At 54.3% G+C, this 23,187-nt stretch carries 18 protein-coding genes and 1 pseudogene; 8 read left to right on the forward strand and 11 right to left on the reverse strand.

The window, feature by feature from the left end; genetic code table 11:
- The first annotated feature begins 16 nt into the window (after positions 1-16).
- From JOE21_RS17355 to floT, 4 genes are all read left to right on the forward strand, one after another.
- The gene (locus tag JOE21_RS17355; protein ID WP_309868684.1) at positions 17-2,206 is read left to right on the forward strand and encodes a transglycosylase domain-containing protein; all 2,190 of its coding nucleotides are present in this window, start codon (positions 17-19) and stop codon (positions 2,204-2,206) included.
- Between the two features lie 425 nt (positions 2,207-2,631).
- Positions 2,632-3,084, forward strand: a complete 453-nt coding sequence (locus JOE21_RS17360) for a DUF2269 family protein (protein ID WP_309868686.1) — start codon at positions 2,632-2,634, stop codon at positions 3,082-3,084.
- A gap of 109 nt (positions 3,085-3,193) precedes the next feature.
- A complete protein-coding gene (locus tag JOE21_RS17365; RefSeq protein ID WP_309868687.1) occupies positions 3,194-3,781 on the forward strand; it encodes an NfeD family protein in 588 nt (195 codons plus the stop codon).
- A complete protein-coding gene (gene floT / locus JOE21_RS17370) occupies positions 3,778-5,265 on the forward strand; it encodes a flotillin lipid rafts scaffold protein FloT (RefSeq protein ID WP_309868689.1) in 1,488 nt (495 codons plus the stop codon). Before JOE21_RS17365 ends, floT begins: the two co-directional genes overlap by 4 nt.
- A gap of 395 nt (positions 5,266-5,660) precedes the next feature.
- Here the strand turns inward: floT and JOE21_RS17375 are convergent, their stop codons facing one another.
- Entirely contained in the window at positions 5,661-7,580 is a 1,920-nt protein-coding gene (locus JOE21_RS17375; protein WP_309868691.1) for a heavy metal translocating P-type ATPase, read from the reverse strand.
- 320 nt (positions 7,581-7,900) lie between these two features.
- On the opposite strand from JOE21_RS17375, the gene JOE21_RS17380 reads away from it, so the two are divergent.
- Positions 7,901-8,272, forward strand: coding sequence for a DUF423 domain-containing protein (locus tag JOE21_RS17380; RefSeq protein ID WP_309868693.1), 372 nt, complete (start codon positions 7,901-7,903; stop codon positions 8,270-8,272).
- A gap of 66 nt (positions 8,273-8,338) precedes the next feature.
- Here the strand turns inward: JOE21_RS17380 and JOE21_RS17385 are convergent, their stop codons facing one another.
- The 5 genes and pseudogenes from JOE21_RS17385 to JOE21_RS17405 form a co-directional block, all read right to left on the reverse strand.
- Positions 8,339-9,013: an LrgB family protein gene (locus tag JOE21_RS17385; protein ID WP_309868694.1), complete on the reverse strand. Its 675-nt coding sequence runs from the start codon at positions 9,011-9,013 to the stop codon at positions 8,339-8,341.
- Positions 9,010-9,366, reverse strand: a pseudogene (locus JOE21_RS17390) (CidA/LrgA family protein). Before JOE21_RS17390 ends, JOE21_RS17385 begins: the two are co-directional and overlap by 4 nt.
- Positions 9,367-9,863: 497 nt before the next feature.
- Positions 9,864-10,016: a hypothetical protein gene (locus tag JOE21_RS17395; RefSeq protein ID WP_309868695.1), complete on the reverse strand. Its 153-nt coding sequence runs from the start codon at positions 10,014-10,016 to the stop codon at positions 9,864-9,866.
- A gap of 85 nt (positions 10,017-10,101) precedes the next feature.
- On the reverse strand, positions 10,102-10,743 hold the full coding sequence (gene pcp / locus JOE21_RS17400) for a pyroglutamyl-peptidase I (RefSeq protein ID WP_309868697.1): 642 nt from the start codon (positions 10,741-10,743) through the stop codon (positions 10,102-10,104).
- Positions 10,744-10,864: 121 nt separating this feature from the next.
- Positions 10,865-11,701 carry a YihY/virulence factor BrkB family protein gene (locus JOE21_RS17405; RefSeq protein WP_309868698.1) on the reverse strand — a complete coding sequence of 279 codons (837 nt, stop codon included), beginning with the start codon at positions 11,699-11,701 and terminating at the stop codon, positions 10,865-10,867.
- Between the two features lie 430 nt (positions 11,702-12,131).
- Between JOE21_RS17405 and JOE21_RS17410 the strand changes: the two genes are divergently transcribed.
- Positions 12,132-14,123: a Xaa-Pro dipeptidyl-peptidase gene (locus JOE21_RS17410; RefSeq protein WP_309868736.1), complete on the forward strand. Its 1,992-nt coding sequence runs from the start codon at positions 12,132-12,134 to the stop codon at positions 14,121-14,123.
- 177 nt (positions 14,124-14,300) lie between these two features.
- Positions 14,301-15,254 (forward strand): NAD(P)/FAD-dependent oxidoreductase, encoded by a 954-nt coding sequence (locus JOE21_RS17415; RefSeq protein ID WP_309868700.1) that lies wholly within the window; start codon positions 14,301-14,303, stop codon positions 15,252-15,254.
- Between the two features lie 33 nt (positions 15,255-15,287).
- On the opposite strand, the gene cls is transcribed toward JOE21_RS17415, so the two are convergent.
- Both cls and glmS read right to left on the reverse strand, forming a co-directional pair.
- Positions 15,288-16,733: a cardiolipin synthase gene (cls, locus tag JOE21_RS17420; protein ID WP_309868703.1), complete on the reverse strand. Its 1,446-nt coding sequence runs from the start codon at positions 16,731-16,733 to the stop codon at positions 15,288-15,290.
- A 607-nt stretch (positions 16,734-17,340) separates the two neighbouring features.
- Positions 17,341-19,167: a glutamine--fructose-6-phosphate transaminase (isomerizing) gene (gene glmS / locus JOE21_RS17430; RefSeq protein ID WP_309868705.1), complete on the reverse strand. Its 1,827-nt coding sequence runs from the start codon at positions 19,165-19,167 to the stop codon at positions 17,341-17,343.
- A 66-nt stretch (positions 19,168-19,233) separates the two neighbouring features.
- Here glmS and JOE21_RS17435 point away from each other — a divergent pair, with 66 nt between their 5' ends.
- Positions 19,234-19,515, forward strand: coding sequence for a hypothetical protein (locus JOE21_RS17435; RefSeq protein WP_309868706.1), 282 nt, complete (start codon positions 19,234-19,236; stop codon positions 19,513-19,515).
- A gap of 124 nt (positions 19,516-19,639) precedes the next feature.
- Here the strand turns inward: JOE21_RS17435 and glmM are convergent, their stop codons facing one another.
- From glmM to cdaA, 3 genes are read right to left on the reverse strand one after another with little or no spacing between them, the layout of a single operon-like run.
- On the reverse strand, positions 19,640-21,010 hold the full coding sequence (gene glmM, locus JOE21_RS17440; RefSeq protein ID WP_309868708.1) for a phosphoglucosamine mutase: 1,371 nt from the start codon (positions 21,008-21,010) through the stop codon (positions 19,640-19,642).
- 24 nt (positions 21,011-21,034) lie between these two features.
- Positions 21,035-22,234, reverse strand: a complete 1,200-nt coding sequence (locus JOE21_RS17445; protein ID WP_309868709.1) for a CdaR family protein — start codon at positions 22,232-22,234, stop codon at positions 21,035-21,037.
- Positions 22,227-23,048, reverse strand: a complete 822-nt coding sequence (gene cdaA, locus JOE21_RS17450; protein WP_309868711.1) for a diadenylate cyclase CdaA — start codon at positions 23,046-23,048, stop codon at positions 22,227-22,229. Before cdaA ends, JOE21_RS17445 begins: the two co-directional genes overlap by 8 nt.
- Positions 23,049-23,187: the final 139 nt, after the last annotated feature.

Below are 23,187 nucleotides of genomic sequence, written 5' to 3' on the forward strand. Positions count from 1 at the left end.
GGGGAGAGTGCGACTGATGAATGTGCGAAAACTAAAATCCTTCGGCCGACTGTTCTGGAGAGCCATGATGACAAAAAAATGGTGGCTGCTGGTCCTCTCCACCACCTTGCTGGTTGTAGTGGGTGGATTTATCGCCGTAATGATGACGACAGCGGTATATGAGTTGGACAGCTTAAAAAACCTGCGGTTTGCCACCACCTTGTACGACCGTGACGGAAAAGAGCTGGAAGCGCTCGGGGACACCAACCGTGAGTATATCGGTTTGGATGACGTCAAATCTCAGGATCTGATGGAAGCCTTCGTCGCCATCGAAGACGAACGGTTTTACAACCATAACGGCACCGACTTAAAGGCTCTCGGCCGCGCACTGGCGGTGGACATTCTCACCATGAGTGCCGCCGAGGGCGGAAGCACAATTACCATGCAGGTCGCACGAAACATCGTCCTAAACGAACAGAGAGAAAAAACATTCATGCGCAAAGTGACGGAGATCGCTATCTCCTACAACCTGGAGCGCAAATACACCAAAAAAGAGATTTTGGAGTCCTACCTTAACTTTATCTCCCTTGGTAATGAATTTCGGGGAATCCAGTCGGCCTCCAAGAACTATTTTGATAAAGACCTGACCAAAGACGAGCTGGAGCCCCACGAGATCGCCCTATTGGCAGGGCTCCCCAAAGCACCGGAAGGGTACAATCCATTCCGACACGAGGAGAAGGCCATCCAGCGGCGCAATGTGGTGTTGGCCAAGATGGCGGAAAAAGAGATCATCACGGAAGAAGAAAAAGAAAAATATCAGAAGATGGATCTCGGGGTCGATCCCAAAAACATGGCCAAACACCGGAAGAACCAAAACTACCATGCCTATAAAGATTACTTGGCCAACGAAGCATTGGAACGATACGGACTGGATGGGCAGGAACTGTTAAACGGCGGCTATAAAATCTATACCGGCATGGACAAGAAGGCCCAACTTTCTCTGGAACGCACCTTGAGAGACAATACGTACTACCAAGGGCACGATAACCTGGATGCCGGCGCCACCATCATGGATCCAAAAACAGGAGAGATTGTGGCGCTCGGAGGCGGACGCAACTACTTGACCGGATATGAAAACCGTGCCTTATCCCGTGTGCAACCCGGCTCTTCCATCAAGCCGCTGACCGTATACGCACCGGCGGTGGAAGAGAAAGGATACAGCGAAAACAGCTATATCTCCGATGCGCCCTACACCTATGCCGGCTGGTCCCCTAAAAACTACGACGGCGTATTCCGGGGGAACATTCCGCTGAAAGAAGCGGTGGGACGGTCCGTCAATGCGGGGACAGCCCGTCTGCTTAACGAAGTGGTCGGGGTAAACACCGCTTGGGAATACGCCAAAAAAGAAGGGTTAAATCTGGAGGACGGAGATAAACAACCGGCCCCTCTCTCCCTCGGGGGATTGACTCGAGGGGTGAGCACCCTGCAGATGGCACAAGCGTACAGCCTATTTCCGAGCGGGGGCAAGTTTAACGAGGCCCACACCATCATCAAAATCGAAACGCCCGATGGGGAAGTGTTAACGCCTAAAGACGAACTGCGGAAAGACGACAAAGTGTTCAGTCCCCGCACCGCCGATACCATGAACCAGGTCCTCAAATATGCGGTGGAAAACGGAACAGGTTCCAACGCCCGCTTGACGGACGGCCGTGATGTAGCCGGCAAGACCGGTACCACCCAGAACAACAAAGAATCCTGGTTCGTCGGTTATACTCCGGAATACGTAATGGCTACGATGGTGTTTACGGAAGGAGGCAACCACGTCCGGTTGTCCGGCGGGGAATACCCGGCAAAAATCTTCCAAAAAGTGATGTCCGACACCTTGGAGGGGACGGAAGTGAGCCGTTTCGAACGCTTCGGCGGCGATTCCGGTCCGGCCACTCCCACCAGCCCGCCGGCCTCTACTCCTCCTACTTCCGGTTCGACAGACAAGGAATGGGAAAAACAGCGCCAGCGTGAAGAGAAAGAACAGGAGAAAGAGCGAAAACGACAGGAAAAAGAACAAAAGAAGCGCGAAGAAGAAGAGAGAAAACGCCAGGAAGAGAACCGAGATGGCGGAGACACGCCTCCCCCGCCCCCTGATCAAGAGTCGCCGCAACCCGGAGACGGCGGGAGCGGAAATCCCGGTGATGGCGGAGAAGATATCGGTGGAGACGAAAGTGGATAATCTGTTGAAGAAAACCGGGCGATACAGTCGTTCGGTTTTTTCTCGCCGCTGCACAACCTTCGTTATTTTTTTGACAAAACGGGTAGAAATCATAGAAAAGGGAACAAGGCATCCGGAAAGTCAGGTAAAATAATGCGGAAGGGTAAAACATTTGTACTAGGGCGTGTCTGGTAATTCAATCTTCCGTGAGTAGAAGGGAGGGTCGGTATGGCTTTTGGTTCGCCTTTGCACTCATAGAGCACAAGTCTCGCCTGGTTCACTTCGTTCCCTGGTCTCGCTATGCGCTTTTTGCAACGAAACGAAGACAGCCATACCGACCCGGGATCTCGCGCTACGGATTGTTCAGACACGCCTTAGGCGAATGATTGCTTTGGGTTCTCAGAAGTTCGGATCGTATATCCCAAAACGAAGGAAGGATGACCCACATGGATTACAGAATCGCACTTTTTATCCACGTTCTCAGCATGGCCGCCTGGTTCGGCGGTCTGGCGGTGATGGCTGTCTGGTTGCGCAAGGCGATCGCCAACCATGAATCAGGAATCTCCATGACCAAAAGCCTGCAATTTGTCCACAACTTGAACGTTCGCATGATGGTTCCCACAGCACTACTCGTACTTCTGGCCGGACTCTACCTATTGTTCGGGCAGGGGGGCGCCGGGGGTCAAACCTGGCTGCTCATCAAGGAACGGTTCGGCACCCTCTTCTTACTGGTCTATATCATCGGATTGCCGATCTTTGGAGGCAAAATCCTAAAAAGTGCGCAGGCCGCTTCCGACGCAAACGCCATGGTCCCGCTGGTGAAACGCTACATCCTCGTCCTCAACGTTTCCCTTCTGATCATCGCTTTCATCCTCCTGACCGCCACCATCCGATTTTGATCGCATCCAACCCTTCCCGCCGGGAAGGGTTTTTTATCTCCCCCTCCCACCCGGGCTACCGCTAATCCATTTTTAATCTATTTTTCTTTTTTGTGAAACCTTCGCCCGAATGAAACGTATAGCTATTCGACAACCGAGAAAGGGGGAATCCCCCATAGACTGGACAACGATCTTTTGGTACTGCTTCTGGGGCGGCTTGGTCGCCTCCCTGGTCCTCTGGCTGTTGGGCGACTGGCTTGGCGGTCTGCTGGACGGAATATGGGACTTCGCCTCCGGTTTATTTCAACCGGTCACTCTGATCGGAGCGGTGACCGCTTTCGGGGCGTCCGGCCTGATCCTATCGGAGTCCACGCCGCTTGCCGGATTCTTACTGATCGCCTCTTCCCTGGCCATTGCTGTTATCGCGTTTTTCTTGTTGTACTATCTGGTGGTGCGCCCTGTAGCCGACGCTGAAAGTTCCACTGCCTTTCGCCTCCAGGATTTAGCCGGGCGCCAAGGGGAAGTGTTGATCTCCATCCCCGGTGAGGGGTGCGGAGAAGTCCTGGTGTGGACCGGAAGCGGCAACACCAACCAGATCGCCTCCAGTCACCACGGCGATCCTATCCCCTTGGGCACCCGCGTCATCGTCCAACGTGTCGAGGACTCGGTGCTGTGGGTGGCCCCGGTTGATTCCCCGCAAGGAGTGAACAAGACATGACTACCCTCAGTATCATCCTGATGACGGTGGGCGCCTTTTTTGTGCTGGCCATCTGCTTCTGGGCCCGTTACAAAACCGTCAGCGCCGATGAAGCCCTCGTCGTCACCGGCAGCCTGCTCGGCCGGAAAAATGTTCTCAGCGATGATTCCGGCAAAAAGATGAAAATCATCCGGGGCGGGGGCGCCTTTATTATCCCGATCTTCCAACGGGCAGAGCGTCTCAGCCTCCTCTCCCACAAACTGACCGTCTCCACCCCGGAAGTCTATACGGAACAAGGGGTCCCGGTAATGGCAGACGGAGTCGCCATCATCAAGATCGGCGGCTCCCTGGAGGATGTGGCTACCGCCGGCGAGCAATTCATGGGTAAAAATGTGGAAACGCTCAAAGATGAAGCGGAAGAGGTGCTAGAAGGCCACCTGCGGGCCATCCTGGGCACCATGACCGTGGAAGAGATCTACAAAAACCGGGAGCGTTTCGCCCAGGAAGTGCAGTCTGTCGCTGCCAAAGACCTGAAAAAGATGGGGTTGCAGATCGTCTCATTCACCATCAAGGACCTTCGTGACAACAACGGCTATCTGGAAGCCCTGGGCCGCCCCCGGATTGCAGCCGTCCGCCGGGACGCCGACATCGCCGAAGCCAATGCCCACCGCGATACGGAAATCCAAACCGCCAAGGCACGGGAAGAGGGAACCAAAGCCACCCTCGTGTCGGAAACCCATATCGCCGAGGCGGAAAAAGAGAAGGAACTGCGCGTCGCTCAGTTCAAGATCGAACAAGACATGAAAAAGGCAGAAGCCGACCAGGCATACCAGCTCCAGGAAAACCGCTACAAACAACAAGTGGTTGACGAAGAGATGAAGATCGAGCTGGTGCGCAAGCAGAAAGCGATCGAACTGGAAGAGAAGGAGATCACCCGGCGCGAGAAGCAATATGATGCCGAGGTGCGCAAAAAAGCCGACGCGGATCGCTACTCCAAGGAGCAGGCCGCCGAAGCGAGCCGGTTTGAGCGGGAAGCCCAGGCGCGCGCCGAAGCGGAAGCCATCCGTACCAAAGGTACGGCGGACGCGGAAGCCCACAAAGCCCAGGGACAAGCCCAGGCCGACGTTATTCGATCCAAGGGTCTCGCCGAAGCAGAAGCCAAAGAGAAGTTGGCGGAAGCCTTTGAACGCTATGGGCAGGCGGCCATCCTGGACCTGATCGCCAAAATGCTGCCGGAGTTAGCCGCTAAAGTGGCGGAGCCGATGAACCGCATCGACAAAATCACGGTGGTGGATTCCGGCCAAGGCGGAGACGGAGCCGCCAAAGTGAGCAACTATGTCACCCGCCTCATGGCACAAGCCCCGGAGATGGTGAGCCAAGTATCGGGCCTCGACATTAACGCTCTGATGAAACAGGCGATCCAGCCAACCGAAACGCCCCGGCAGGATGTGACGGTCGAAACGGAGGGCCGACCGGCGGAACGAGAGTCGGTCGAACAGGTCTGAGTCGACCGGGAAAAATCCTACAAGCGCTCTCTCATAAACTAGTTAGGTTATACTCCGGGCCGGTAGGTGTCTTCGTTTCGTTGCATTCGCGGTAAATGGAATGACCGGGAAAAACCAACCCCCCCTTTGGTTTGAGACCAAAGGGGGTGTTTTTCACTTGTCGGAGGAGGATTGGGGCGTTTCTTTCCCCTTGTTAGTTTCGTCCCCGTCGGCCACTGTCTCCTCCCAACCGGGGAGCAGCCCCAACCGCTCTGCATCTTCTTGGCGGTAGCTGATCAGGATAAACTGGTACGTCCCTTGCTCGCTCTTCTCCTTCTCCCCGTAGATTCCTTTTTCCGGCCCGTATCCGGTTCATCAGACCCTATTTCAATTGCTTCCATCGAGGGGGGATCGTCCTACCGCAACAGTCGCAACCCATTTACGATTACCAACAGTGTACTCCCTTCATGCCCGATTACACCCAATGGCAGGGAAATCCCGTTTGTAAAGTTGGCCATAATCAAGAGGCCGATCACAGCCAGAGCAAACACCAGATTTTGCTTGACGATGCGCCAGGTTCGCCTTCCCAAGGCAATCGCTTCCGATACTTTCCCGAGGTCATCATTCATCAGGACGACACGAGCAGTATCCAGAGCCACATCACTGCCGGCGGCTCCCATGGCGATCCCGACGCGGGCCGTTGCCAGGGCGGGGGCATCATTCACCCCGTCGCCCACCATCGCAACCGGTCCGACTTCCCGTTCCCACCGCTGAATGGCCGCCACTTTTTCCTCCGGCAGCAATTCCGCCTCCACCTTCCGGATCCCCGCCTCCTGGGCAATGGCTTTCGCCGTCTGACGGCGGTCCCCGGTTAACATCACCACTTCCATTCCCTGTCTTTGCAATGCCTGGACCGCTCGTTTCGCCTCCGGGCGAATTTGGTCACGCAGAGCGATCAACCCGATGGGCACCTCTCCTTCGGCCAATGCCACCACTGTCTTACCATCGGCTTCCAACCGCTTCAGATCCGGCGGTACATCCGACAGGATCCAGGCCGGTTTGCCTATACGCCAGCGACTTCCCCGCCACTCTCCCCGGACACCGTGGCCGGTGACCGATTGGAACGCATCCGGGCGTTCCGGAGAAAGAGCACGGTTTTTCGCTTCCGCCACCACTGCACGGGCGATTGGATGTTCAGACAAGATTTCAAGCGAAGCGGCAGCCATCAACACCTCATTTTCCTCCCGGCCATCCAGCGGTAACACATCGGTTACCGCCAACTCCCCCCGGGTAAGCGTCCCCGTCTTGTCAAAGGCCACCACACGCACCTCGGACAGGGATTCCACATAAGCGCCTCCCTTGAACAACAATCCTTGGCGCGCACCGTTGGACATGGCCGATAAGACCGCCGGCATGATGGAAGCGACGACAGCACAGGGGGATGCCACCACCAAAAATACCATGGCACGGTAAACCGTGTCGTTCCAACTCCACCCCCATAGAAGCGGGGGCCCGAGCAAGAGCAGGACAGTTACCAGAATGACGGTCTTGGCATAGATCCCTTCAAAGCGCTCGATTTTACGCTGGGAGGGGGGCTCTTGGCCTTTGGCCTCCTCCACCAGCCGCAAGATTTTGGAAAAGGTGCTTTCGTCCGCCGGGCGTGTCATCTCCACCACCAGGGAGCCGGTGCCGTTCATGGTGCCCGCAAACACCCCGTCCCCGGGCTGTTTTCCCACCGGAACCGACTCTCCCGTGATGGTGGATTGATTCACTTCGGACGCCCCCTCCACCACCTTTCCATCCACCGGAAGCTGTGCACCGGGCTTCACCAATACCCGGTCCCCCGGCCGCAATACGCGAATCGGCACTTCCCGCTCTTCTGTCCCGTCCCACAACAGCGCCGACTGCGGTTGCAAGGACAACAGAGCGGATAGATCCCGTTGGCTCCTTTGTTCACTATACCGTTCCAATGCTCCGCTGAGTGCAAAGATGAAAATGAGGAGCGCCCCTTCCATCCAGTATCCAATGGATGCCGCCCCCATCGCCGCCACCAACATCAGCAGATTGACATCCAGCTTTTTCTCCGTAAAAAGAGCGGTCAACCCTTCTCTCGCTTTGGCAAACCCTCCGATGGCGTAGGCGGCCAGATACAGGACGATGCCCGTCACCTGGGTAAAACCGGACGTCCACCAAGCCAACAGGATCAGCAATCCGCTGAGCCCGGCTGCAATCCCTTCCCCATGACGCCGCACCCACAGGTATCCATCTTCCTCCCGCTCACCGGGAGAAGCCCAAAACCATGTCGGCATCACCCAACGTTTCACCCAATCGCTCAACTCCCACACCACCTTTTTGAGAATAAAACTCATTGTTAACGCCCGTAAAATGGCACATGCTGTCCGCCGAATCGGCGAACAGCATGATTGAGAATGAAACTCAATATTGGTTTCGATCAAAATAGTTGACTGGAGGAAATGTATTTATAATTATTATAAAGTAGGAATCAGTTTTGGTAAAGCCCTTTTTTCCGTTTTTGGACACCGCCGTTTCATGACGATGCGGTGAACCCCGTGCGTTCCCCATGAAGAAAAGGTATACTGGCCATAAAGCACGGAACCGACAACCTTATCCATAGTAGGAAAGGAGCGAAAAACCGTTGAAGCTTTTCATCATCCTGGGGGCAGTCAATCTGTTCCTCAGCATCTCCTTCGGTGCTTTCGGCGCCCACGGCTTGGAAGGACGCATCTCCGAACGGATGCTGAACAACTGGCAAACGGCTGCTCAGTATCATATGGCACATGCTCTCGGTTTGCTCTTTATCGGTTTGCTTGCCGGCAAAGTAGGGGAATCCGCCCTGGTTAGCGCCGGCGGCTGGTTGATTCTGGCCGGAATCGTTTTGTTTGCCGGCAGCCTGTATGTCATGGCGTTAACCAACATCACCGTCCTGGGGGCGATCACTCCCATCGGCGGCCTCGCTTTTCTGGCGGGTTGGATCTGTATCGCATGGGCGGCCTGGACACAATTATGAGGCGGGTGTTTCAAGCAAAAAACCAGCCAGGTGATGCCTGGCTGGTTTTTTGCTGCAAACGACAAATCAAAACAACCATGCACACAGAACGGACGTCACCACGGCTGCCAGGGTCATCGCCACGGAGCTGGCAGCACCGGTAACCTCTCCGTCTTCCATCGCCCGGGCCGTTCCAATCCCGTGGGCGGCACAGCCGTATCCCATACCCCTGGCAACGGCATCATCGATCGTAAGCCACCGAAACAGAAGAGGGCCCGTCGCTGCTCCAATCACCCCTGCCAAAATCACCACCGCCGCCGTCAAAGACGGCAGTCCTCCCAGACTGCGGGAGATTTCCACCGCCACGGGGGATGTGACCGACTGCGGTAGCAGGGTTCGCATCCACACAGGATCCCAGCCCAACAGACGCGACCAGATCCACGTATTTGCAATCGCGGTTCCGGCGGCCAAAACGACACCCAGGACGATCGGAACAAAATATCGTTTTAACACTTGCCGGTTGCGGTACAGCGGCAGTGCCAGCGCCACTACCGCCGGTCCCAACAAGGCGTCGATCCATTGTCCTCCGATCATGTACGTTTCATACGGGATCGAAAAAACCAACAGGATCCCGATTACCGCTCCCCCCGCAGTGGCTACTGGGGTTAATACCGGATGACGCTTATACCGGTACAGGCGTTGGAATAACCGATAGAGGGTGACCGTTCCGATGATCACAGCCGCTCCCCAGGCCGTATTCACCTCTCTCCCCCCCTTTGTTTGCGAATCGCTAACCATCGGGTGGCTGCTGCCGACACCGCCATCACTAGTAACGTGTGAACGAACACAACCAACAGAAGTCCCCACCCTCCCTCCCGGATCAGCGACAGGTGCTCCACCACCCCCGCAAGAGCCGGGATAAACAACAGCGGCAATTAAGCCAAAAGAAGGCCGCCCCCATCATGGAGCCACTTTTCTTTCACCACACCGGTAAATAGAAGAAAAAAAAGAACGAGCATCCCGATCACACTTCCCGGCAACACCAACTGGAACGTCTCACGGATCCAGTTTCCCAACACATATAGACTGTACAAAACGGATAATTGCAGGAACACTTTTATCCAGCGAAACAATGGGACCGCCCCCTTTTCGATTTTTTCGCTAGAGCGCCCCCTAATCTCTTCCCCTGCGATCCGGTACTAGTCCTACAGTTGCATTTGTACGAAGAGTGTATAGGAGCGTGGATTGGTCGGGCTGGTGGGCTGTCTTCGATCTCTTGCAAAAAGCGCATAGCGAGACCGGGAACGAAGTGACCCAGGCGAGACTTGTGCTCTGTGAGTGCAAAGGATCGCAGCCATCCCACCACCCTCCCTTCTCACATCTGCGCCTGCTCTTATAAGGACAACTGTAGTACTAGGTCGTGTCTGAACCATCCGTAGGATGTGATCCCGGAAAATTGAATTACCAGACAAGCCCTAAGCCGGTTTCACAAGGTCCCCTCTCCTTTCTCTCTCTCCCTTCGACTCTCCTTCCATGCTTTTCATACCCCCTTGCAAATAAAAAACCGTTCTCCTTCATGCTGGAGAACGGTGATAAAGTAGCCACGCGCCGCTCATTCTTCTTCCCGCTCGGCCCGATCAAACAGTCTTCTATCTTCCTCCGTATCCCGTAAGTCCTCAGCGCGAACGCTCCGCATCGATTCCGCGTCATTCACCAGACGGCCTTGTTTCTCCGTCTCTTTTTTTCCCTCTTGCTGATCCCTCATGTTCATCACCTCCGACGGTTTGTTTTCAGCATGTCCCGTCAAAGGGATTTTGAGCCCTTTCAATGAATATTTCACATTCCATTCTTTAATGGACCGCTCCGCCGGTTTCGCGGATGTCAGTCACATGTCTCGACTCGCGGACAGCCAGCAGCAGACCCTGGCGGACGATTTCCAACGGAAGGCTGGGATGATCGCCGTCACTCACCTGGCTTGGAGCAAAGGGAATATGGATAAACCCTCCGCGCATGGGACGACAGGCCTGCTCCAGCTCATGCATCAATCCGAAAAACACATGATTGCATACATAGGTGCCGGCAGTGTGGGAAACCGACGCCGGGATCCCTTCCTCCCGCAATGCACGCACCATCCGCTTGATCGGCAGAGTGGACCAATAAGCGGCGGGTGCCCCTTTTACAACGGGCTGATCTACCGGTTGATTGCCCTCATTGTCCGGTATGCGGGCATCTTCCAAATTGATCGCTACCCGCTCAGGGGTGATGCCGGCCCTTCCTCCGGCTTGTCCCACGGCGATCACCACATCCGGCTGCGTATCTCGGATGGCTTGACGCAGTCGGTTCAGCGATTTCCCGAATACCGTCGGCAAGCACACCCCTTCAATCGCCGCTCCCTCCACTTTTTCCCCCTTCAGGGAGCGAACCGCTTCCCAGGACGGGTTGACGCGCTCCCCTCCAAAAAGTTCAAAACCGGTTAACAGCACCTTTTTCATCTTTTACACCCCCAAAGCTGTACGTTCACTTTTTGTTTCCGTTTCTCCCCCGCTCCCGCAAAGAAAAGATCCCGCTTCATAAGCCGGGATCCGCCGGGTATATCCGTTCACACACTCGATCCTATTCCAAACGAACGTGCTTTTGTTGATGCAGGGTTGCGTTGACCAAACCGCCCAGAACCAGCAGTAAGCCGGTCAGATAAAACCAGACCATCAAGACGATGACGCCCCCCAAACTTCCATACGTGGCGCTGAAGTTGTTAAAGTTGCTGACGTAGTAGGAGAAGCCCAGGGAAATCACCTGCCAGCCGATACTGGCCACCAACGCCCCCACCATCACTTTGCGAAAAGCGACCGATGTATTGGGGGCAATTTGATAAATGCCGATCAACACCAGATTGGTCAATACAAACACAGCCAGCCACCTGAGCCATAAAAAGGTGGTCCATGCTTCCGGCGGCAGTCCGAAGACATCGTCCAGGTACTGAAAGATCACTTGTCCGAACACCGGCAGCAACAGCAAAACCGCAAACACCAGCACAATGGAAATCGTCATAGCGATCGAGAGCAGCTGCAACCGCCAGAGCGGGCGTGTCTCTTCCACCTGATAAGCGGTGTTTAAGGCGCGAATGATGGCAAAAACCCCGTTGGAAGCGACATATAAAGCCGCCAGCAAACCGAAGGACAGGATTCCGCCCCGGGGGCGTTCCACCAAATCCCGAACCGGCTGGTCGATGGTAACCGCCGCTTCCGCGGGCAAGATGCTCTTGACGAAAGCGACCGCTTGGTCGGGATCCAGGTTGAGATAGGGCAGTAGAGCAACCGTAAAAATCAAAAGCGGAAAGATGGACAACAAAAAATAATAGGCCAACGCCGCCGCCAAATCGGGCAGCCCGTTTTTCCATACCCGTGTCAACACGTAAAAGACAACCCAAAAAATAGAGCGCAAACGTTTCATTCAGACACCCGTTTCTCTCGTATTCCTTTCTATTGTAACCCGAACAACCGGAAATCACATCCATTTTTTACGATGGAACATCCCTCACAAAGAAAGAATTTCCCCTGTAAAGACAGCTCCCCATTTAAAAAAGAGGTTTTCTTTAGGAAAGATGACGGTGCAGCAACAAAGCCTTTATAAAAGCAAGGGTAGGCACATAAACCACCAGCAAAAAATCGATCGCCAGATCCATGTTCCCCCTCCTCACAATGGATGTGGTCTCAAGAAGCGTCGATCAATGCCTGTTTTCATTCATGGGGTTCCCTCCATATTACCGGCCTAATCCTCCTTCTGTGCGTCTCATCATGCGTTTTTTAACGCCCACATTCCAACAGGATTTTCACTGGCTAAAAAAGAAATAGGAAAGAAAAAGAACCACTATTCCAAATTGATGGAAAAGGGGGTCAAAAAGCTGAAAAAGAAAACGGCTCCCGTGCTGTTGTGTTTGATTCTCTTCCTTTCCTTATGGCCGGCGGAAAACCATCCATCCGTTCATGCCGGAGAACCGGGCATGGAGCTGCGGGATGAGAGGACACAGCCCATCTATTCTTATGAAGAGGCGATTCGGGAAACTGTATACGTGGAAGCGCCCATGGACAGTGATGGGAACGGAGAAAATGACCGGATCGCCGTCGATCTCATGCGTCCCAAGGAGACGGATGAAGGGCTGCGTGTTCCCGTCATCTACGAGATGAGTCCTTATCGCGCTGGCTTAAAGGACGTGCCCTTCCACGATGTGGATGTGGAACTGAACCCGGTTGAACGGGAAAAAGGATGGGGAAAAACAGCGGAGACAAGTGTATGGTTGTCAGACAGGGCAGCGGCGATGGCGAGCCAGGCGGAAGCCGAATCGATCCGGCCGTTTCCCGGCTACTATGACAATTTCTTCGTTCCGCGCGGTTATGCCGTCGTTCTCGCGGAAGGTCCCGGCACGGGCCGGTCCACGGGATGTCCCACTTCCGGCGGAACCAATGAAGTGATCGGCACTCGGGCTGTCATCGATTGGTTAAACGGCCGGGCAAACGCGGTCAATGAAGCAGGCGAACCCGTCATGGCCGACTGGTCCACCGGCGATGTCGGCATGATCGGTGTCTCGTACAACGGCACCCTCCCCAACGCCGTCGCCGCCACCGGAGTGGAAGGCTTAAAAACCATTGTGCCCATCGCCGCGATCAGCAGCTGGTACGACTATTACCGGGCCAACGGTGCCGTTGTCGCTCCCGGCGGCTACCAAGGCGAAGACGCCGATGTCCTGGCCAAAGCGGTGTTGACCCGGGAGACCCCCGAGGTGTGCCAAGCGGTGATGGACTCCCTGGAGAAAGAGCAGGATCGCCTCACCGGCGACTACAACGCCTTTTGGGAAGAACGGGATTATGTCCGCCATGCCGGACAAGTTCGGGCCAGCGTTTTTGCAGTCCACGGACTAAACGACTGGAACGTGAAAACCAAGCACCTCTCGCGATGGTGGGAAGCCCTCACAAAGCAAGGGGTGCCGCGTAAACTGTGGCTGCATCAAGGAGGGCATTCCAACCCGTTCCATCTTCGTCACGATGAGTGGATGACCACACTCCACCGCTGGTTTGATCATTGGCTGTACGGGATCGACAACGGCATCATGGAAGAACCGATGGCCGATATCGAACAGGCATCCGGTCAATGGAAGACGCACGCCCATTGGCCGGATGACGATGCCCGCCCCACCCGGCTCCACCTGAAAGCGGGAAGGGAGGGCGGACCGGGAACGCTTCACCTGAAACCGCAGCCCGCCCGTCCCCAGGCTTCGGAAAGGCTGATCGATGACCCCATGCAAACAGCGGAGGAACTGGCTGCCGATCCCGCATCCGGTTCACCCAACCGTCTCGTCTATCTCACGCCTGAATTAAAAGAATCGGTCCGCATGAGTGGAACGGTACAGATCACCCTCCGGGCCAGCATAGACAGACCAGCGGCCAACCTGACGGCCCTGCTTGTCGATTACGGCACCGACACCCGGGTGGATTATAAACGGGGATTGCGCAACACCGGTGAGCGGGTCTGCTATGGCAAGGGGGTTTCCGGCGATGACGGTTGCACGTACCGATACGAACACCACACTCATACGGCACCCTTTGAGATTGTGACGCGTGGATGGATGGACCCGCAAAACCGCCTTTCCGATTCCCGTTCCTATCCGGTTGTTCCGGGAAAAACCTACACCTTCCGGTGGGACATGCAGGCGGATGATTACCTCTTTCAGCCGGGACATCGAATCGGGATCGTTATTCTCGCCTCCGATCACGACTACACCCTCCGTCCCTCAGCAGGAACCACCATCACCGTCAACCCCGAACAAAGCCGGATCACACTGCCTGTGGTCGGCGGTCGCAATGCCATCAAGTGGTGACACAAGCTATTTTCTGCAGCCCCGTTTTCTAATAGAAAACGGGGCTGTTTTTTGAAAATGAAGAGAGGATTGTAATCCCCTCTTTGGATGATGCGGCATCAGCAGAGGCATATTGAAACGGACAAGCGATTAAAAAAACTCCACATCCCATCGGATCTGTGAGAGGGGGTCAAAACGATGAGCGATCAAAACCGAGCCGACAAAAACAGCTTCATAAAGGGCCGCTCACCCATTCTCGATGTTGTAGTCGTAGGCGGCGGCCCTGGAGGGTTAAGCGCGGCCCTTGTTTTGGGGCGATCCCGCAGAAACGTGACGGTAGTCGATGATGGACAGCCGAGAAATGCCGTTACCCTTCAATCCCACGGGTTTCTGAGCAGAGACGGAATCCATCCGTTGGTACTGCGAAAAGCCGCCAGAGAACAGGTGGTCCGCTATGATGGCGTCACGGTGGTGGATGATCGAGTGGTCCATGCGGAAAAAACAGATCGCTGTTTTACATCCGTGACACAAAACGGACAAACCCTCTACAGCAAAAAAATCATTTTTGCGACGGGTGTAAAAGACCGGCTGCCCGAAATCCCAGGGATCCAGGAAGTATACGGCCGATCGGTTTTCCTCTGCCCTTACTGTGATGGTTGGGAAAGGAGAGATCAACCGTTAGCCCTGTTTGGAAACGGGGAGGAGCTGTTTCACTTCGTTAAAATGATCTTTCATTGGAGCCGGGATTTGATTCTTTTCACTAACGGACCGTCCACATTGACTGCAGAAGAAAAACAGGAGCTGTCCATGCGGAACATCCGGCTGGTGGAATCCCCCATCACCAAACTGGAATCCACGGATGGACAGTTGGAGCGAGTCGTGCTGGATCAGGGAGAATCCATCGATCGTCGGGGCGGATTTATCCTAGATACCCGTGAGAGACAGGCATGCATCATCCCTGAACAACTGGGAGTCCCCCGGAATAAGCGGGGCGGGTATCAGACGGATGATCACGGACAAACCCGGATCGACGGCCTCTTTATCATCGGGGATGCCAAAAATGGCTTCTCCAGCTTAATCTCTGCCGCCAGTGAAGGGTATGAAATCGGAATTATGATCAATCAGGAGCTGATCGAAACAGCATGGAGATAAAAAGAGCCACCGCACGATCATATGGGAGCTCTTCTATAAAATCGGCGACAACAGGCGGGAGATGGACTCCTTAAAGCGGATTTTGTACGGACGCTGCAGGTAATCTTCCCACGTCAGCGGAGTGGATTGAAGCATATCCGCTTGAAAAATATCTGCCAACTGCTGTGCAATTCCGGCATGATACAAAAACGCATTCACCTCAAAATTCAATCGGAAACTGCGCATATCGATGTTGGCCGACCCCACGGACGCGATTTTTCCATCCACCACAATCGTTTTGGCATGGAGAAATCCGTTTTCGTAAATGTAGATTTTCCCACCGGCTTGCAACAGATCCCCTACATGGGAATAGGTGGCCCAATACACAAAGGGATGATCCGGCTTATTGGGGATCATGATCCGCACATCGATTCCCGACAGACAAGCGATCCGCAAGGCATCCAACAAGCTGTGGTCCGGAATGAAGTAAGGGGTCTGGATATACACATAACGCTTGGCGGACAAAATCATTTTGATATAACCATTTTTTATCTGCTCCCACTCGGAATCGGGTCCGCTGGAAACGATTTGTACCCCGATCTCCCCCGCTGAAGCCGGATTGGGATAGTAATTGTCCTGGTAAGAGATATCGTGGTGGGAGGCTTGATTCCAATCGAGAATGAAGCGGGATTGAATCTGGTGGACGGCATCTCCCTGTATCCGTAGATGCGTATCCCGCCAATACCCGAAACGAGGATTAAGTCCCAGATACTCATTTCCGATGTTGAACCCCCCGATATAGCCGGTTTTCCCATCGATCACCACCAGTTTTCGGTGGTTGCGGTAATTCAGCCGCAAATTGATCAAGGGAAGCACCGCAGGGAAGAACGCCTCGATCTCTCCTCCGGCTTCACGGATCTGCTGGATAAATTTCTTACTAAGCCTGCGGGAGCCCAAATCATCGTAGATCATTCTCACCTGTACCCCTTCACGCGCCTTTCGCGTCAACACCTCGGCCAATCGCTTCCCGAGATCATCATGGCGAATGATGTAGTAAATCAGGTGAATGTGGTGTTGGGCACTCTCCAAATCCTTCAGCAAGGCATCGAACTTTTCCCGCCCATCCGTAAAAATCTCAACCTGATTTTTCTGGGCTAAGACTGCCTGATCGTTGTTTAAATGCATCAGAATCAATTCTTTATACTCTTGCCAGAGAGGATCTTTCTTCCGAAGTGCACCGTTTCCCAGCTCCATCTTTTGTGTATGTACAGCCTCCAGCAGCAGGACGTGAATCTGTTTATCCCAGGTGAAGATTTTTTGCTTGCTCAATTTTCTGCCGAGCAACAAGTACAACAAAAACCCAAACACCGGGATGAAATAAAGGACCATCAACCAGGCCCATGTGGAGCTGACATCCCGCCGTTCGAGAAAGATGATAGCGGTTGCAAGCAAAATGTTTAAGACCAGTACGGTCCCCAACAAGATCGTAATCAGGTCCAATGTACGCTCTCTCCTTTGGCCATTCATCCATCATCCGACAGAGATAAAAACACTATAACATACAAATGATCCATTATTGAGAAATCGATCCATCGGGGTATGAATCCATCGCTTTTATTCCCTTTTTTTCCTTCCAAAAATCCTATATACAAAAATTCACCCCTCCTGAAATTTCCTTACGAATGTATCCCCTTTCATTTGTGGGATTGTACGCTTCCTTCTGTATCGCAGTAGTGATCGCTTTTGCCGGCGGACGGCCTGGCATGATTTCCGCAGCGACAGGCGCCATGGCTTTGCTCATGATCACGCTGGTCCGAGATCACGGGTCTGGAATATTTGCTTCAAGAAGAAGCGAACCTCGCTGAAAGTCTTTTTCTTGGGAGAGCTGGATCACTATAGCCATATTGCAGCCATCTCCGTTACATTGGCCACGTTGATCAGCGGTATCAATGATTTGATTGAACTCATTCAAATGCTTCGTAATTAAAAAAGTCATGCTTTATGTAGGGGTCTTGTCACTCCTTATGTAAAAAGAAAGCTCCCAGTCGGGAGCTTTCTTAATGTAGAAACTACATTTTATTGGTTTGTGACGGTGTACCCGACTCTCTCACTCCACCGTCACGCTCTTCGCCAGGTTGCGCGGTTTATCCACATTCAGTCCGCGGGCCACCGAGGCGTAGTAAGAGAGGAGCTGGAGCGGGATGACGGCAAGGACCGGGGTGAGGAGGGGCAGGGTTTCCGGGATGGTGAGGGTTTCGTCCACGGATTTGCCTAGTTCCGTATCGCCTTGGAGGCCGATTCCAAGGACGTGCGCCCCCCGGGCCTTCACTTCGATAATGTTGGAAACCATTTTTTCAAAGACGGCCTTTTGAGTCGCCAGGGCGATCACCGGGATATCGTCTTCGATCAGGGCCAGGGTGCCGTGTTTCAGCTCCCCGGCGGCGTAGGCTTCGGAGTGAATGTAGGAGATCTCCTTCAGTTTGAGGGACCCTTCCATCACGACGGCGTAGTCGAGGCCGCGTCCGATGAAGAACAGGTTGTCGTGTTTGGCGATCCCTTCGGCAAACGGACGGATGGCGTCCGCCTCCTCCAGAATCGTCTGTGCCTGCTCCGGCAGGTTGAGAAGAGCCGTGGTATACGCCTTTAGTTCCGCAGCATCCAGGCTGCCCCGCACGCGGGCCAGGTGCAGGCTGAACAGGTAGATGGCAATCAGCTGGGATGTATAGGCCTTGGTAGACGCCACAGCGATCTCGGGACCCGCCCAGGTCATCAGTACTTGGTCCGCTTCCCGGGAGACGGAGCTGCCCACGACGTTGGTGATCCCCAACACTTTGGCTCCTGCTTTTTTGGCTTCCCGCAAAGCGGCCAAGGTGTCGGCGGTTTCGCCGGACTGGCTCACCACGACCACCAGTGTGGACGGCGTGATGATGGGATCGCGGTAGCGGTATTCCGATGCCACATCCACTTCCACCGGAATGCGGACCAGCTTCTCCACGACGGATTTACCCATCAGCCCGGCATGGTAGGCAGTACCGCAGGCGACAAAATGAATCTTGTCGATCCCTTTTAAGTCTTCTTCCGTAAAGGAAATGTCTTGGGCTAAATCGACAACGCCGTCCTTGATCCGCCCGGCCAGCGTATCCCGGATCGCCTTGGGCTGCTCAAAGATCTCTTTCAGCATGAAGTGGTCGTAGCCCGCTTTTTCGGCGGTGACAGCATCCCAGGTGACGCGCATCTGCTCGCGGTTAACCGGTGCACCGTCGGTGGTGAAAAGAGAAACACCGTCCCGGGTGATTACGGCCATCTCTCCATCTTCCAACACATAGACGTTGCGGGTGTGTTCCAGGATGGCGGGAATGTCGGAAGCGATGAAATTCTCCCCTTCGCCCACACCCACGATCAGCGGGCTGGCCAGGCGAACCGCCACCAGTTTATCCGGCTCTTTCACGCTGGCGATGGCCAAGGCATACGCCCCTTCCATCTGTTTGACGGCCTTGCGCACCGTGGAGACCAGATCTCCGTCCCACAGGTCGGCCAGCAGATGAGCGATCACTTCGGTATCCGTTTCCGAGGTGAAGGGATAGCCTTTGGCTTGCAACTTTTCTTTCAGTTCGATGTAGTTTTCAATAATCCCGTTATGGACGACAGAAAATTCCTGGGACTGGTCCACATGGGGATGGGAGTTCTCATCAGACGGTTTGCCGTGAGTCGCCCAACGGGTGTGTCCGATTCCCAGCTCGCCGGAAAGAGGGTGATGGGACAGTCGCTGTTCCAAAGCCTTCAGCGGTCCCTTTGTTTTTTGGACATCCAGCTTCCCGTTTTGATAGACGGCCAGCCCTGCCGAATCATATCCGCGGTATTCTAGTTTGCGAAGACCTTCCAACAAGATGTTTTGAGCCTGCTTCGGCCCGATATAACCGACGATTCCACACATAGATGTATCCCCCTGATCATGCGGGGGTGCCGCTGATGCTTTGTCCGTTCAGAAAGCAGCACCCCCATGAATTTCGAAAGCATGGCGGCGGCCGCTTCCCTCGCTGGAAACGATCCGGTCATTGTAATGCCTGCCTTTTTGTTCTGCTGGACGGCACGCTGCCGCCCTGTCGTCTTCATGCATCGTGCCGGAGACTTTGTCACCGGGGTCACCCCCGGGATTTGTTTCCCCGGCTCCTCGGCTCCGATGCGAGCCGGGAGGTATCCGCCGAACGATCGATCCGCCTCCACCTCGTCAACTGCGGTTATCCATCCCCACAGTCCTGGCGCTTTCCAACAGAAATACTAGGAAGTCTCGCTTACCTATGGTCATGACCACCTCCTAGAAACAACTACTTCTATGCTATGCAAGAACGAATCATTTGTAAAGGGCAAAAATCACCCCCGTCTCTTAAACAGGACGGGGGATGGATTTATGCATTCTTTGCTGCCGGAGTCAGTTCCGCTCGGATGACATCGGCAATCGATTCCACCTGTTTTTTCAGTTCGTCTTCATCGGGTCCTTCCGCCATCACACGAATCAGCGGTTCCGTTCCCGAAGGGCGGACTAGGACGCGGCCGTTATCCCCCAGGAACTGTTCCACTTCCCGGATCTTGTTTGCGATGGCCGCATTTTGATCCCAGCCGTCTTTACTGTCGACACGGACATTCACCAGAATCTGCGGATATTTTTTCATAGTGGAGGCCAGCTGATTGAGGGTTGTGGCCTTCTCTTTCACCACCTGCAACAACTGCAGAGCCGTCAGAATTCCATCTCCTGTGGGAATATGGTCGAGGAAAATGATATGCCCCGACTGTTCTCCTCCCAAACGGTATCCCCCTAAACGCATCGCCTCCATTACATAACGATCCCCCACACGGGTTTTCTCGGTATGAATGCCGGCGGCCTCGGTTGCTTTGTATAGGCCGATATTGCTCATGACGGTGGTCACGATGGTATCATGAGCCAGGAGGCCCTGTTCTTTCAGGTACTCTCCGCAGATCCATAGAATATGATCGCCGTCCAACAGTTCGCCCGTCTCATCCACCGCAATCAGGCGGTCGGCGTCACCGTCAAAAGCCAGGCCCAGATGGGCCCCCCGTTGCAAGACTTCTTTACGCAAGCTTTCCGGATGAGTGGAGCCGCAGCCGACGTTGATGTTTACCCCGTCGGGTTCTGCATGCAGGGCGGTTACATCTGCACCCAAATCCCGGAGAAGGAGCGGCGCCCATTTGGAGGCGGCTCCATTGGCACAATCCACCACAATATCCATCCCGCACAAATCCGTTTGAATGGTGGACCGCAGATGATCCAAGTAACGTTGTACTTCCTTGGATTTGTCGGTGGTTCGGCCGATGCCGGCGCCGGTGGGGCGGGGCATCCGGTCTTCACTGGCCAGCAGTTGTTCGATTCTCTCTTCCCGTTCATCGGAAAGCTTAAAGCCGTCGGAACCGAAAAACTTGATGCCGTTGTCCTCAAAAGGGTTGTGGGACGCGGAGATCATCACGCCGGCTTGAGCACCCAATTCGCGGGTCAGATACGCTACGCCGGGTGTGGTGACCACACCCAACAGCCACACGTTCACTCCCATCGACATCATACCGGCAATCAATGCCGCCTCCAGCATCTCCCCCGATAAGCGGGTATCTCTGCCGACCACAATCCGCGGTTTTTCCCGGCTGTCACCATCGATGTCCCCTGCCAGTACCAATGCTCCAGCCCGGCCCAGACGATAGGCCAGCTCCGGCGTCAGCTCCCGGTTGGCTACTCCCCGCACACCATCCGTTCCAAAATGCTTACCCATGGTTTGCCTCCTTCACCCAGCTCTCTATCTCGTAATCCGAACGGTTATCATCTGTCCTTCTTCATCCCAGCGCAGATACGCCGGCCGATTCAATTGCAACGGCACCTCGTGTTCGCCGGCGGACAGATTGGACACATCGATAAACGCTTCTAGATCCTCCTGATCCACCTGATCCAACCGATCAGATGCCCCTAGCAGCGTCAGATCCACCGTCTCATCCTCCTGGAAGGAGGCCTCTAAACCTTGTTTCAGCCCTTTGATCGCAATGGGGACGTCAGAGAAACGCTTCTTGCTCTCTTTTACAATATCCACTTCGATCTTCACCCGTTCCGGATCCACTTTGGCCGCTCCACCCGTTACGGGAATCGGCAACTCAAAGGTACGGTCGCTCTTGGCCTCCGACAGATCCAGTTCGGGACCTGTATATACTTCCAAGGCGGACACATATCGTTTGGAGCCGTATACGGTCACTTTATCGATATTGGTTTTGATCTCATTAATGGCATAGCCCTTAGGAGGGTATTCGGCAATGTCCATTTTGAGCGGAACGACCGCATTGGGGCTGGCGATCGGCACATTGACATCCACTACCTCAGGGGTAACTTCCACTCCATCCATCCAGCCCTTTTCCCCGTAAACTTGTATCGAGACCGTCTCTTTGATCGTATCTTTGGCCCCTGCGACGTTAACGACCGCCTTCACCGCCTTTACTCGGTTCAGCTGGGCTTCCGTCCCCCGCACTAATACCCGGTTGGGAGTAGAAACCGGCTCTCCCAGCTGATAATCCGCCTCCGGCTTTCCGATTACTTCCACTTCCACCGGCATTTCTTTTTGCAGCTTTTCCTCCAACACCACATCCACCCGTGCAGGCCTGACTTGAGCCTCCACATTTCGGGGGATGCCTTCCAGCCGGACAGGAACGTCCGTGTGTTTCCCCTCTGTCATCTCCCTCAAGTCCACGTAAGCCCGGTAACGATCCGGGGAAACCAGATTGAGGGAGAATGGACTTCCCCGCAGGGTCAGGTTGACAGAGGAAGGCATCTCCACCAATTCAAAGCGCGTCTCGTCATATCGCGCCTCCAGGGTCACATTGGAAATGGTATTGGCCACATTGGAATCACGGGGCAGGCGAAGGGAGGCATCATTGACCGAAGTCCACAACATGATCGCTAAAACAACGGCAACCAGCTTGACGACCGTGTTGTTTTGTAGCCACTTATCCATCCTTCTCCCCCTCCCCTTTTCGGTTCCAGAAGGTGGAGCCGTTTTTCTCCGGCGGCTTCAACTCTTTATAAAGCCGAGAAATCAGTTCTTCTTCTGTCAGACGACGTTCCAGCTTACCTTGAATCGCCAGCGAGATCTGGCCCGTTTCTTCTGAAACGATAATCGAGATGGCATCCGATACTTCACTCATCCCCATCCCGGCTCGATGGCGGGTTCCCAGCTCTTTGCTGATAAAGGGGTTTTCCGATAAGGGCAGATAACAGCCCGCAGCCATAATTTGCGTGTTGCGGACGATAACCGCCCCATCGTGAAGGGGGGTGTTGGGAAGGAATATATTTGTCATCAACTCGGATCCCAGCTTCGCGTTCAGTTGGATCCCTGTCTCGATGTAGTCTGACAGTCCCGTCTGTCTTTCCACGACAATTAAAGCCCCGATCCGGCGCTTGGACAGGTGGGAAACCGCTTTGACGATGTCACCGACAATACTGGTGACCACTTGTTCATCCATCTGGCTGCTCCGGCCGAACAAGCGTCCCCGTCCCAGCTGCTCCAACGCCCTTCTGAGCTCAGGTTGAAAGATAATGATAATCACGATGATTCCAAGTGAAAACAGGTTTTCCATCAACCACTGCAAGGTGGATAATTGAAAAAAACTGCTGACCATCCAGACGGCGATCACCACGGAAATCCCTTTTAGCAGTTGTACCGCCCGCGTTCCCCGGAGCAGCATCAGCAGTTTATAGATTATATAGCTGACAATCAAAATGTCGACGATATCACTAACATACTGCGTGATTCCATCAAGTATATGCATTGGACCCCTCCACAGTCCATCCTATCCCTAGTATGCGACCAACTGTCCGGTCCATCCATTCACCCTCTTCCTTCCCATTATGCGATATCTACGGAAAAAAAGAAATGCCCGGGACAAAAATGAAAACCCCGGATCAGAT

Origin of the sequence: Desmospora profundinema (assembly GCF_031454155.1) — a bacterium.
In the GTDB taxonomy this organism is placed as follows: domain Bacteria; phylum Bacillota; class Bacilli; order Thermoactinomycetales; family DSM-45169; genus Desmospora; species Desmospora profundinema.